Origin of the sequence: Nocardia sp. NPDC050630 (assembly GCF_044457245.1) — a bacterium.
GTDB lineage: Bacteria > Actinomycetota > Actinomycetes > Mycobacteriales > Mycobacteriaceae > Nocardia.
Map to the genome: position 1 here is coordinate 63,464 of NZ_JBITGN010000008.1, position 12,206 is coordinate 75,669.

General features: G+C 66.7%; 10 protein-coding genes. 2 read left to right on the plus strand and 8 right to left on the minus strand.

What is annotated here, in order from left to right:
- Positions 1 to 4: 4 nt before the first annotated feature.
- The 4 genes from ACIBG0_RS21420 to ACIBG0_RS21435 all read right to left on the minus strand — a co-directional run bounded on the left by ACIBG0_RS21420 (position 5) and on the right by ACIBG0_RS21435 (position 3,514).
- The gene (locus tag ACIBG0_RS21420) at positions 5 to 520 is read right to left on the minus strand and encodes a DinB family protein (RefSeq protein WP_397034710.1); all 516 of its coding nucleotides are present in this window, start codon (positions 518 to 520) and stop codon (positions 5 to 7) included.
- 94 nt (positions 521 to 614) lie between these two features.
- Positions 615 to 1,463, minus strand: a complete 849-nt coding sequence (locus ACIBG0_RS21425; RefSeq protein ID WP_397034711.1) for an alpha/beta fold hydrolase — start codon at positions 1,461 to 1,463, stop codon at positions 615 to 617.
- Positions 1,463 to 2,683: a 3-hydroxy-9,10-secoandrosta-1,3,5(10)-triene-9,17-dione monooxygenase oxygenase subunit gene (gene hsaA, locus ACIBG0_RS21430; protein ID WP_397034712.1), complete on the minus strand. Its 1,221-nt coding sequence runs from the start codon at positions 2,681 to 2,683 to the stop codon at positions 1,463 to 1,465. The genes ACIBG0_RS21425 and hsaA overlap by 1 nt, the downstream gene beginning before the upstream one ends.
- Positions 2,684 to 2,809: 126 nt before the next feature.
- Positions 2,810 to 3,514, minus strand: coding sequence for a response regulator transcription factor (locus ACIBG0_RS21435; RefSeq protein ID WP_397034713.1), 705 nt, complete (start codon positions 3,512 to 3,514; stop codon positions 2,810 to 2,812).
- 278 nt (positions 3,515 to 3,792) lie between these two features.
- On the opposite strand from ACIBG0_RS21435, the gene ACIBG0_RS21440 reads away from it, so the two are divergent.
- The gene (locus tag ACIBG0_RS21440) at positions 3,793 to 4,434 is read left to right on the plus strand and encodes a maleylpyruvate isomerase family mycothiol-dependent enzyme (RefSeq protein ID WP_397034714.1); all 642 of its coding nucleotides are present in this window, start codon (positions 3,793 to 3,795) and stop codon (positions 4,432 to 4,434) included.
- Positions 4,435 to 4,447: 13 nt separating this feature from the next.
- On the opposite strand, the gene ACIBG0_RS21445 is transcribed toward ACIBG0_RS21440, so the two are convergent.
- Both ACIBG0_RS21445 and ACIBG0_RS21450 read right to left on the minus strand, forming a co-directional pair.
- Positions 4,448 to 5,383 carry a tyrosine-protein phosphatase gene (locus ACIBG0_RS21445; protein ID WP_397034715.1) on the minus strand — a complete coding sequence of 312 codons (936 nt, stop codon included), beginning with the start codon at positions 5,381 to 5,383 and terminating at the stop codon, positions 4,448 to 4,450.
- Between the two features lie 58 nt (positions 5,384 to 5,441).
- Positions 5,442 to 7,859, minus strand: a complete 2,418-nt coding sequence (locus tag ACIBG0_RS21450; RefSeq protein WP_397034716.1) for a PEP-utilizing enzyme — start codon at positions 7,857 to 7,859, stop codon at positions 5,442 to 5,444.
- A gap of 170 nt (positions 7,860 to 8,029) precedes the next feature.
- On the opposite strand from ACIBG0_RS21450, the gene ACIBG0_RS21455 reads away from it, so the two are divergent.
- The gene (locus ACIBG0_RS21455) at positions 8,030 to 9,505 is read left to right on the plus strand and encodes an FAD-dependent oxidoreductase (protein ID WP_397034945.1); all 1,476 of its coding nucleotides are present in this window, start codon (positions 8,030 to 8,032) and stop codon (positions 9,503 to 9,505) included.
- A gap of 266 nt (positions 9,506 to 9,771) precedes the next feature.
- On the opposite strand, the gene xylB is transcribed toward ACIBG0_RS21455, so the two are convergent.
- Both xylB and ACIBG0_RS21465 read right to left on the minus strand, forming a co-directional pair.
- Positions 9,772 to 11,181, minus strand: a complete 1,410-nt coding sequence (gene xylB, locus ACIBG0_RS21460) for a xylulokinase (RefSeq protein WP_397034717.1) — start codon at positions 11,179 to 11,181, stop codon at positions 9,772 to 9,774.
- Complete coding sequence (locus tag ACIBG0_RS21465; RefSeq protein WP_397034718.1) at positions 11,181 to 12,179, minus strand: zinc-dependent alcohol dehydrogenase family protein; 999 nt, start codon at positions 12,177 to 12,179, stop codon at positions 11,181 to 11,183. Before ACIBG0_RS21465 ends, xylB begins: the two co-directional genes overlap by 1 nt.
- Positions 12,180 to 12,206: the final 27 nt, after the last annotated feature.

The window sequence follows — 12,206 nt, forward strand, 5'->3', positions numbered from 1 at the left end:
CGCCTCAGTCGCCGGTCGCGCCGTCGATGCGTTCGCGCAGGAAGTCGGCGTGACCGTTGTGTCGCGCGTATTCCTCGATCATGTGCACATAGACCCAGCGCAAGCTGAATTCGGTACCGCGATGAGTGAAAACGTGGTCCAGGGGTAGGTCCGCGACGGCGGCGTCGGCCGACTTGATCTCCGCGTGCAGCGTCGCCAGATCCGCGGCGGCATCGGCATTGGCGATATCGTCGAAATCGCCGTCCGGATTGTCTTCGCTGCAGTACAGATAATCCAGCGGTTCGCCGCAGGTGGCGATGCGGAACCAGCCGCGTTCGCATTCGGCGAGGTGGCGGACCAGCCCGAGCAGCGACAGCGTCGAGGGTGCGACGCAGCGCCGCTTCAGCTGTTCGGCCTCGAGCCCGGCGCATTTCCACAGTAAGGTGCGGCGGTGCAGGTCCAGCCAGGTCCGCAGCATGGTCCGCTCATCGGCGACCAGTGGCGGCTTGGTTCTGGTGATCTCGGGTGCGGTCCACGTCACCGGCCGACTGTAACTCCGAAGCCGCAGCCGGATCTCACGAATTGATGCGACATCGTCCGGACATAGTGATGCCTATGTCGCCTCGGCATCGGCGCTAGATACCGGAGTTGAGGAAGTCGATGACCGCGCGCTCGAAGGCATCCTTGCGCTCGATCTGCACCCAGTGTCCGCAGCGCCCGAACAGCCGCAGATCGGCATTCGGCAGCTGACGTGACGGCAGCAGCGCACCCTCGACCGGGGTGACCCGATCATCGCGGCCCCACAGCAGTAACACCTCATTGCGCAGTGTCTGCAGGCGCGCCCACAGCGGAATCGGTTCCGTAAAGGCCGGATTCGCGAAGGTCGCATAGGCATCGCGGATCGCCGCGATGGCGGCCGGATCCGCTGCCGCGGCCCAACGGTTCTCGATGAGTTCGTCGGTGAGTACCGCCTCGTCGAAGACCATCGTCCGCAGCCAGGCGAGTACGCGGTCGCGGGTCGGCTCACCGGTGAAGTCGAGCAGCCGTCGAATCCCTTCGGACGGCTCGGGTCCGAGTACGTTGACGCCCACACCACCCGGTGCCATGAGCACCAGTCGATCGATGCGCTGGCCGTGTTCCAGCGCCACGAGCGTCGCCACCGCACCACCCATCGAGTTGCCGAGTAGATGCACCGTCGGTAGTTCGAGTTGATCCAGCAATCCGAGCACCGCGTCGGCGGCGATGCGCAGATAGTTGCGCTGGTACACCTCCGGGCGTTCGCTGGCGCCGAAGCCCGGCTGGTCCAGGATCAGGCAGCGGAAGTGTTCGGCGAGCACCGGCAGGTTCGCGCCGAAGTTGGCCCAGCCCGACACACCGGGGCCGGAGCCGTGCAGCAGCACGAGCGGCGGACCCGAACCCGCCTCGTGGTAGCGAAGTTTCAGGCCGTCGACGGTGATGTGGCGACCGGTATCCGCCGCGTCCATCAGACCATCCGATCTTCGACCGGAAGCCCGAATTCACCGCGGCCGAACATGGCCAGGGCACGCTCGACATCGTTGATGACGTGCACACTGCCCGCGTGTGCGTCGCGCCAGTGCCGTTCGATCGGATTGGGTTTGCGGATCGAGTGGCCACCGGAGTTGTCGAACAGCAGCTCGATCGCCTGGATCGCGCGCTCGGTTCCGCGCACTTGATCGCGGCGGGTGCGCAGCCGGACTTCGTACGGAATCTCTTCGCCCGCTTCGGCATAACGCAGTTGCTCGCCGATGTTGTGTTCCATTTGCAGGATGGCCGCGTCGATTTCGGAGCCCGCGCGGGCGACCCGTACGTGTGCGAACGCGTCCTCGGCCACCTTCTGGCCGCCGTAGGACAGCCGGACTCGCTCGCGCATCCGCTCGATATGCGCCTCGTACGCGCCCTGTGCGGCTCCGATAATGGGTGCGGTAATGGTGTTGGAGAAGACACCCGCGAACGGAATCCGATACAGCGCAGCAGGATTGGCCTCCTGCCCCGGGCCGCGCAACTGCGACTGTTCGGTGGCGCTATAGGCGCGGTGATGCGGAACGAAAGCTTTCTCGATGACGATATCGTTGCTGCCGGTGCCGGACAGGCCGACCACATGCCAGACGTCGTCGATGCGATAGTCGTTGCGCGGCACCAGGATTGTCAGATAGTCCTTGGGGTTGCCGTGCTCGTCCGGAGCCAGTGCGCCCAGGAATGCCCACTGGGCATGGTCGCAGCCGGAGGAGAAACTCCACCGTCCGCTGACCTCGTAACCGCCGTCGACCGGCGTGAGGCGACCCGTCGGCGCGTACGACGAGGAGATGAGCGTGTCGGAATCCTCGCCCCATACCTCTTCCTGCGCCTGCAATGGGAAAAGTGCCAACTGCCAGGGGTGCACGCCGAGCACTGAGGAAACCCAGCCGGTGGACGGGCACGCCGAGGCGATCGTGCGAATGACCTCGTAGAACGTCACCGGGGAGGCTTCGTCGCCGCCGAAACGCGACGGCTGCAGCATGCGGAACACCCCCGCCTCGGTCAGTTCCCCGATGCTCGCCACCGGAACCCGACGCTGCAGATCGGTGTCCGCGGCTCGCTCCCGGATCGCCGGGAGCAGATCCCGAACCCGATCGAGCACCTTATTGGGCCCACCACTCACCCGGCCACTACCCCTCATCGAATCGCTGGGCGATGCTGGCCCCATGGGGTCTCCTCCTATGTTCTGATTCCGCGACCGGTGTGCCGGACGACGCCATAGTTGTGACGCTATGGCGGCCGTGACCGCGCGTCGGGAACAAGTCCCGGTGATCGGAACGCTCGGAGGGGGTGTCTATACCGCGTGCAGCAAATTCGATTCGGCGGTGTTTTCGTAAGGATCCGGACCCCAGCGATAGCCATAACCGCGAATATTCGTGATCAGCCCGGGGCGGTCCAACTTCGCGCGCAAAGAGGCCATATGCACATACAGTTTCCGCGATACCGCCAGCATCGAGTCGCCCCAGACGCAGTCCATCAATTGCTCTCGGCTGACGGCGATTCCGGGCCGCTCGACCAACACGCGCAGCAACTCGAACTCCAGCCGGGTGAGTGGAACCACTTCCCCGGCCACCTCGACCCGCCGGGCCGCGAGATCCACGCGAACGTCCTCACTGGTCACGGTCTTACCCCGGGCGATACTGGCAACGCCGACCCGGCGCGTGACCGCCTCCAGTCGCGCGGCCAACTCACCGATGCGCGCGGGTTTGACCAAGTAATCGTCGGCGCCGCTGTGCAGCCCGAGCACAATCGAACGCTCATCGGCATGTTCGCCGAGAATTACCACCGGCACCGAGCTCACCTCGCGCAATTTGCGCAAAACTTGCAACCCGTCCATATCCGGCAGACCCATATCGAGGATAACGGCGTGATAGCCCTGATGCGCCAGGAGTAGATCCGCCCCACGATGCTTACGCTCCACCTGATGCCCGTGCAATTCGAGTCCGTGCGCCAGGGCGTCGCCGCCATCGGCATCATCATCGATCATGACCAGCCGCATCCGTCTCACCTTCCCGCACGATCCGCCCAAGAGCAGCGAACAAGCATGGTTGCCGCCGACGCCCCACCGCGCAAAGTTATTCCCTTGCCACCCTTGGGAAACCGGGCTCCGCCCCCCGGTTGGACAAGTGATCACGGTTGAAACTGTGGCGGCAAAACGCGACTTGGCTCGCCACCGTGCCACCTGATCTTGATCGATTCTCCCGGCGACCGATGAGTTTCGGACGTGGGGTTCGTCGTAGGAGGTGGAGGGGCTGGCTATGGGTTGGAGGAGATGCGATGACCGAGATCGAAGTGCGGGCGGCGATCGAGGCGGAGCGGGGTGAGTTGGCGGAACTGCTGGCCGGGCTGGAGGACGAGCAGTGGGATGAGCCGACGTTGTGTGCCGGATGGCGGGTGCGGGAGGTGGTCGCGCATATCACCATGCCGTTTCGGATGTCCACGCCGCGATTTGCGCTCGAAATGCTCAAGGCGCGTGGGAATTTCAACAAGATGGCGGATAAGGGTGCGCGGGCGGATGCGGCAGCGCTGACCGCCGAGGAGCTGGTTGCCGCGGTGCGCGACAATGTGAATCATCCGTGGAAGCCGCCGGGTGGCGGATACGCGGGTGCGCTGAGTCACGATGTCATCCACGGTTTGGATATCACCGTCGCGCTCGGGCTCGACCGTGTCGTCCCGGCCGAGCGCATGCGAATCGTGCTCGGCGCGCTCTCGCCGAGGAGCGTCAACTTCTTCGGCGTCGATCTGGACGGGATCGAGCTGCGGGCCGACGATCTCGACTTCGTTTACGGCTCGGGATCGGTACTCGCGGGCTCGGCTCAGCATCTGCTGCTGGTGTTGTGTGGCCGGACGCTGCCCGCGGGGAGTCTGCGGGGCGAGGCGGCCGAGAGATTCACCGAGCCGGTGCCACCTTCGCGGTGACACCGGCACGAACTCAGTGCTTGGTCAGCAACTTCGCTTTCAGCGCGTCGAGTGTCGCGCCGTCGATCCCGAGACCATCGCTGAGGAAGCGGTCGAACGAGCCGTAGGAAGTCTGGACCTGGTCGAAGGCAGCGTCCAGGAATTCGCGCTGTACACCGAGGATCGGCTCCCACAGTGCACGATCGGTCACCAAGCCATGGGCGACGAGTCCGTCCAACAGCGCCTTGTTCCCGGCCGCCAAGTTGTCGTTGGAGTCCAGGAAGTCGTTGTAGATCTGGCCCTTCGGCACATCCAGCGCACTCATCAGGATCGCGGTCATCCAACCGGTGCGGTCCTTACCGGCCGTGCAGTGGTACAGCACCGCACCGTGCGCGGTCGCGATGTCGGTGAAGGCCTTGGCGAACTGGGCGCGCGCAGTGGGATTCGAAACGAACCAGGCGTAGTAGTCGCGCATGATCTCGGCGGCTTTGCCGTTGCCGAGCGCCTCCTGCTGCGCGGCCGGTCCGGCCTGGATCAGGCGCGCCACCATGAGGTAGAAGTCATTGGCCGGATCGTAGACCGGCTGTTCGGTGCGGCGAATCGATGCCGGGAGTCGATCTGGATCGCGTCCGGTTTCGATGGGGCTGCGGAAGTCGATGACCTGAGTGATGTTGAGCGACACCAGCTTCTGCTGTTCGCTCGCATCGAGTTTGGCCAGCGCGTCGGAGCGGTACACGACACCGGTCGCGACCGAACTACCGCCCTTGGCCGGATAGCCGCCGATATCGCGGGCATTCGGCGCATGCGCCAGACCCAGCGGCCGATCGGCCTGGCCCGGAGACCGCAGCACCGGTGCCGGCCCCGAAAGTGCCGGACCCGCCGATGCCGGTCCGGCGAGCGCCGGGAAAACGCCGACCAGCACTACGGCCGCGGCCGCGATCGTGCCGCGGAAAGCGCGCGAAGTCTTCACGAGGGTGTTCCTTTCATCAAGGGCCGCATATGGTCGGCGGCCCAAGTTGGGGCCGTGCTCAGTCGGCCAGCAGCGTGACCGTCCCGGCCGCGCCGTCCACGCGCACGCGCTGACCGTCGGCGAGGCTGGTCGTCGCGGTCTTGGTGTCGACCACGCAGGGAATGCCGAATTCGCGGGCGACGATCGCGGCATGGGATGCGGACCCGCCGATATCGGTGATCACGGCGGCGGCATAGGCGAACATGGCGGTGTGGCCGGTGTCGGTCACCGCGGCGACCAGGATGTCGCCGGGCTCGATATCGTCGTCCAGCGACAGCACCACCTTCACCCGGCCCTCGACGACACCGGCGCAGACGCCGATACCGGTCAGACTCTCGTCGGCGGTGAGGGCCGGCGCACCGGGGACCGGTTCCCATTGTCCAGCAATGACATCGGGCATTCTGATGGTTTGCAACCGAGTGCGTTCCGCGCGCCTGCGGGCCACCTTGTCGGCCGCATCCGCTGGAAGACAGAAGATTTCGTCCAGCGTGAGGTAGCAGGCGTCGTCGAGTTCGCGCAGTCGACCGGCGCGCACGAGCCGATCGGCCCGCTCGCGTACGGCGAGTCGCAGGCAATTGGTGATCCGGACGACGCCGTCACGTGCACGTTCCCTGGCCACGGTGGCTCCCGCGGCCATTCGGGCGGTGCGACTCGGCGACGGGTCCACGGATTCGCGCTTGGGCGCTGGCATTTGCGCGGCGCGGGCGGCGGCGCTCACCAAGAGGGCTGGGCGATCACCGAATGTGGGGTTGATCAGCTCGCATTCACCGGGACCTCGGTGCCCCACCTTCGCCAGCTCTTCGTCGAGCGCGGCGGCGAAGGCGGGGGACATCGCCCGGGCCGCATCGATATCACCGGCACGTGCAAGGTCGGCGAGATCGGCATCGGCGCGGCAGAATTCGGCCAGCCGTTCCACCGCGAGCATGGGTTTCGCCGACTCCAACCGAGTCAGGTCGATCGCGACCTCGCCCGCGTCCTTGCCGCGTGCGTGGATGGCGGTGGCGGCGCCGGTCATCATCACACCGATCGCCGCGGCCTGCCACGCCTGGTGCAGGCGGTCGCGCCACAGTAGGGCACGAACGTGCAACTGCTCATCGGCGAGTGCGCGAATTTCCTTTGCGTTCAATGCTTCCGCGTGCGATGCGGCGTTGATCAGTTCGGCCGTCTTGCCGAAGCGGCGGGCGGTTGCGATGACTCGCGACGTCGCACGCGCCGTTGCCAGCGTGCTGGCCAGTCCGGTCGGCATCGGCGGCTTGCCGTGCGGCTGCAGGGCGATTGCGGCCGGGATATTGCCGTAGGCATCGCGTCGGATGCTCTCCTCATCCCAGCCCGGCATATTCTCGGCGGCGAGCACCCCGATCGAGGCATTGATGTAGATGTGGTGGCCGAGCACGGTGGTGACCCGACTCGTCCAGTGTTCCAAGGCGATTCCGTCGAGTGCGATCATCTCGCCCATGGCTTCGTTACTGAGGCGGATGGCACCGGCCTGCAGATCGATGGTCAAGGGTGTCATCGGGCCGGGGAGCGCTTCGGAGGTATTGGTCGCGGTGTGGACCGGGTAGCGCTGATCGACTCGATCATCGAATTCACCCTCGAGACCCTCGGGGGCGATATCGGTGAGCGGGTGGTTGTCCGAGGTCGCGGCACGCGATGGAATCACGTGTGACGGCAGCGGGATTGCGCCCCGAGGGCTGCGGAAGCCGCCGCCGGCCGGCTTGCGACCGATCATGCCACGCACCAGATCGGCCGCCACCTCGCGCGCGGTCCAACCACAGTGGAAGCCCCACTTCTGCTGTGCGACAGTGGGATCCAGCAGCGGTTGGCGGCCGGACCAGCCAGGCACCCAGACCGAATAGTGGACGCCCGCTTCGCGCATCATGCGGCGCACTTGCGCGGTGGTGACCACGCCGGGGGCCGCGAGTTCGACGATCTCGAGCCCATCGTCGCTGTGACCGGACGGTAGTGCGGTGGCGGCCGACACCAGGAAGCGGTCCAGGTCGTCGCTGTGCAGAAGTTGGAATCCATCGCCGGACTTCGAGCCGAGGATCGGCTCCAGTGCACGGCGGGTTTCGGGTCCGATCCGGCGACCGGCAATCGGCGCGGTGCGCACCAGCACGCTGTCCGCCCCCGAGGCTCGCAGCACCGCCACGGCCTCGGCATCGGCACGTCGCGCCGAGTGGGGACCGACCGGAACCACCACGCGCGCACCGATTCCGCGCGCCTCGGCGGCAATTTCGGCGAGTCCGTGTGCGGCCAGATGGATGATGCTCGCACAGCCCTCGACAGCGGCGGTGCGGTCGGTCGTGAACCGCACCCGCGGATCGATATAGCGATGCCACCGCTGGTCCAGTCCGGCCACTTCGTGCCCGGCGGCCAACAACATGCGCGCCACCGCGCGACCGCTCGGCTCGGTGATTCCGGTGACAAGGACCCGCATCGATTTCCTCTCCTCAGTGGCGCCGGGATAGGCAAACGTGACGCCGTTCACACACCATCGCGACTGCGGGACGCGGCGATCGGCCCCAGTCCCACTGAACGGGAGCACTCGGCTCGACCAGCGAGATGATCGCTTCCTTCATCCGGTGGACCCGCGGCAACCTCGATGCCATGACGGTCCGCAAATCGGTCGCGCCGCGTGCCGCCGCCGAGGTGAAGTCCTATGACATCGAGACCGACGTGCTGGTTGTCGGGTACGGCAGTGCGGGGGCTTGTGCCGCATTCGAGGCCGCCACGGCGGGTGCCGAGGTTTTGGTGCTGGATCGGGCGGGTGGTCCGGGTGGTGCGTCGGCGTTGTCGGGTGGGGAGATCTACCTCGGCGGCGGTACGCCGATTCAGCAGGCGTGCGGGTTCGACGACAGTCCCGAGCAGATGGCGGCATTTCTGGTGGCGGCGCTCGGACCGGGCGCGGATGTGGCGAAGATCGTGCACTACAGCGAGCACAGCGTGGCGCACTTCCACTGGCTCGTCGAGCGCGGCGTGCCATTCAAACCCAGTCTCTGGGATGCTCCCGCCTGGGTGCCGCCGACCGATGACGGGCTCATGTGGCTCGGCGAAAACAGTTGGCCGTTCACCGAAATCGCGCTTCCCGCCCCGCGCGGGCATCGGCCCACCGCGAACGATTTCGGCGGTAGATTGCTGCTGGACTGTCTGGTGGCGGCGGCCGAATCCGCGGGTGTCACAGCACAATACGACACCTATGCGACGAATCTGATCCTGGGCGAGGATGGTTCGGTGGTTGGTTCGGTGGCCCGACGGTACGGCACGGAGCTCACCATTCGGGCACGACGCGGATGCGTACTCACCACCGGTGGTTTCGTCGACAACGACGAGATGCTCGCCGCCAACGCGCCGCGACTACTGGGCCACACCAAGGTGAGCGCGGGCACCGACGACGGCAGCGGCATCCGCATCGCACAGGCCGCCGGGGCCGCGGTACGGCATATGTCGGCCGGTCAGGTCGGCGCTTCCCTGATTCCGGGTTTCGCCGCGCGCGGCATGATCGTCAACCGTCGCGGCCAACGGTTCGTCAACGAGGACACCTATCCCGGCCGCATCGGCCAAGCCGCGCTGTTCGGTCAGGATATGAATGTGTGGGTGGTGCTCGACGAACAGGGCTACGAGGAGGTGCCCGAACGCGAACGCTGGGGTGTGCGCCCGACCCACGTCGCGGAATCCATCGACGAACTCGACGAACTACTCGCCCTGCCACCCGGCGCACTCGCGGCCACCATCACGCGCTATAACGAATTCGCCTCGCGCGGAATCGATCCCGACTTCCACAAGGCACCGCGCTGGCTGCGCCCACTGACACCCCCGCTGGCCGCCATCGACGTGAAAGCGGGCGTTCGCCCGCCCGCGGAATCCGGGGACCGCCGCGGCACCGGCGCTTCCGTCTTCACCCTCGGCGGCCTCCACACCACCCTGGATGGCCAAGTCCTCGACCTCGACGGCCTCCCCATCCCCGGCCTCTTCGCCGCGGGCCGCGCCACCTCCGGCCTCCACGGCGAGGGCTACATCAGCGGCACCTCCCTCGGCGACGCCACCTTCTTCGGCCGCAAAGCTGGCACCACCGCCGCGCACTGACGCAATCAAGATCAGGTGGCCATGGTGGCGGGGCTTCTCGGCGTTTGCCGCCATGGTTTCCCCGTGATCAGAGGTCCAGACTGGGGTGGGGGCGCGAATGTGGGTGGGGGAGTGGGACTGAGGTGCGCGTGTGGATGTGGTTGGAAATACCGGGGTCGGGGCGTCCCCTGTATGGGCGGTCGAAAATGGTCATGCGACCTCGAGTGCTGTGTGGGTCGCTACGAGCATTTCGGCCATGGTGCCGAGGCCTGGCATCGGCACCCTATTCATCGAGCGTAGAGGGCCTGTCGGGCGCTTTCGTACGCCGCTCGGATCCGCTTGCCGATCTCACTGTCTTTTGGAGCGCCGACCTCGGCGACGGTGCGCGTGGGCCAACTCGGTGGCTGTGCGGTGCCGCTGAGGGCCCAAGCCGCCTGCCGGGCGGCGCCGAGCGCGACGTATTCGTTCGGCTCCGGGACCGCGACCGTGAGCCCGAATATCTGGGCGGCGACCTCGGCGACCAGGGCGGAGCGGGCCGCGCCGCCGATCAGCAGGACACGCTGGATCGGGATTCCAGCGGTGCGTAGGTGGTCGAGTGCGTCGGCCATATTGCAGAGCATGCCTTCGACGGCGGCGCGCGCAATATGGCTGGGGCGCAAGGTTTCCGGTCGCAGACCATGCAGACTGCCGGTGGCATGCGGCAGGTTCGGGGTGCGTTCGCCGGAGAGGTAGGGGAGCATGACGACGCCTTCGGATCCCGACGGGGCCTGGCGCGCAAGGGTCTCCATCCCCGCGCTGTCGACGCCGAGTAGTTCGGCAGTGGCGTCCAATACGCGGGCGGCATTGAGTGTGCAGGCTAGCGGCAGGAACGCACCGGTCGCGTCGGCGAATCCGGCAATGGCCCCGGTGGCATCGGCGCTGGGTACGGCGGCGCGCGTGTAGGCGGTGCCGCTGGTGCCGAGCGAGATGACGACATCACCGTTCGCAATGCCCAAACCCATTGCGGCACCGGCATTATCGCCGGTACCAGCCGCGACGATCGCGCCCGCGGGTGTGCGTCCGACCACTTCGGCGGGTGCTGCGACGCGGGGAAGTTCGGGTGTCCGACCCCGGAAGGCGTGGGCGAGTATGTCTCTGCGATACAGACCGGTCGTTGGCGACCAATAGCCAGTACCCGATGCGTCGCCGCGATCAGTGGTCGGTTCGACCGCAGAATCGGATGGACCACCTCGTAACCGCCAGGTCAAATAGTCGTGCGGAAGCAGCACCCGGTGTGTGCGGTCGGCATGCTCGGGTTCGTGATCGGCCAGCCACCGCAGCTTCGCGACGGTGAATGCGGCCAGGGGCACACTGCCGACCGCATCGGCCCATACCTGCGGGCCGCCGAGTTCGGCGATCAACTCTTCGGCCGCTGCTGCCGATCGGATATCGTTCCACAGCAACGCGTCCCGGACCGGCCGACCATCGGCGTCGAGTGCGACCAACCCGTGCTGCTGGCCCGCGATCGCCACCGCATCGGCCCGATCCAAAAGCCCGTCACCCGCCGCACACAATGCCCGCCACCAGGATTCCGCGGGCACCGCGGTGCCCGCCGGGTGCGGGGCGCGCGCTTCGTCCAGAATTTCGCCCGTATCGGCATCGCACAGCACGACCTTGCACGACTGGGTGGAGCTGTCCACTCCTGCGACGGTGGCCATCAGGCTTCCGGCCTGAGCTGGATCTTGCGGCCGGTACCAGCGCGGAAGGTCTGCAGTGCGTCAGTGAATTCGTCCAGTCCGAAGCTATGGGTGATCATCGTGTCCGCATCGATGACGCCCTTGCCCATCAGTTCCACCGCGCGGCCGAAGCTGTGCAGCACCGCCATCGAACCCACGATGGTGATCTCGTCGTTGTAGATACGGAACGGTGAAATCGACGCGGTCGCCGCACCCGGCGCCACCCCGAACTGCTGGAACACCCCGCCTCGGCGTACCCGGCCGAGTCCGTCCTCGATGGCGGCGATCGCGCCCGTACAGTCGATGACCACCTCCCACCCCTGCGGGCGGTCGAACTCCTCGGCAGTGGTCGCGGCCGCATCCGCGCCGAGCTCGACGGCCACGGCGAGTCGTGCGGTATTGATATCGACCACCGACACCGACGCGGCCCCGGCGACTCGCGCCAGCTGCAACATCAGCAGACTCATGGTGCCCGCGCCGTACAGCAGATAGTGCGCGCCGAGCGCACGCGGCAGTACGTCGAACGCATGGACCGCGCACGACAACGGCTCGACAAGCGCACCATGCGTAGTCGGCAGCGTCTCGGGCAGCCGATAGCAATTCGCGGCGGGCACCGCGACGTATTCGGCCATCGCGCCGTCGACGGTATCGCCGATCGCGCCCCACCGTTCGCACAGATTCCCGCGTCCGATCGCGCAGTAATGACACGCGCCGCAGAACAACGAAGGATCCACCGCGACTGTATCGCCGACCTGGACGCCATCGGCCTCGACGCCCAGTGCCACCACCGAACCGGCGAACTCGTGACCGGGCACGATCGGGTAGGGCGTCGGCGGGAACTCGCCGTCGGCAATATGCACATCGGTGCCGCATATCCCGACCGCATCCACCCGCACCACGACCTCACCGGGCCCCGGCGTCGGATCCAGCACATACTGGACGGCGAATTTCCCAGGCGTCTCGATCACGACCGCGCGCATAGCACTACCTTGCACCCGAACCCCGCC

Bases quoted from the DNA above. Each gene is read 5' to 3' on its own strand.
- ACIBG0_RS21425 (WP_397034711.1), bottom strand. From the start codon at position 1,463: ATGGACGCGGCGGATACCGGTCGCCACATCACCGTCGACGGCCTGAAA.
- hsaA (WP_397034712.1), bottom strand. From the start codon at position 2,683: ATGGGGCCAGCATCGCCCAGCGATTCGATGAGGGGTAGTGGCCGGGTG.
- ACIBG0_RS21435 (WP_397034713.1), bottom strand. From the start codon at position 3,514: ATGCGGCTGGTCATGATCGATGATGATGCCGATGGCGGCGACGCCCTG.
- ACIBG0_RS21440 (WP_397034714.1), top strand. From the start codon at position 3,793: ATGACCGAGATCGAAGTGCGGGCGGCGATCGAGGCGGAGCGGGGTGAG.
- ACIBG0_RS21450 (WP_397034716.1), bottom strand. From the start codon at position 7,859: ATGCGGGTCCTTGTCACCGGAATCACCGAGCCGAGCGGTCGCGCGGTG.
- ACIBG0_RS21455 (WP_397034945.1), top strand. From the start codon at position 8,030: ATGACGGTCCGCAAATCGGTCGCGCCGCGTGCCGCCGCCGAGGTGAAG.
- xylB (WP_397034717.1), bottom strand. From the start codon at position 11,181: ATGGCCACCGTCGCAGGAGTGGACAGCTCCACCCAGTCGTGCAAGGTC.
- ACIBG0_RS21465 (WP_397034718.1), bottom strand. From the start codon at position 12,179: ATGCGCGCGGTCGTGATCGAGACGCCTGGGAAATTCGCCGTCCAGTAT.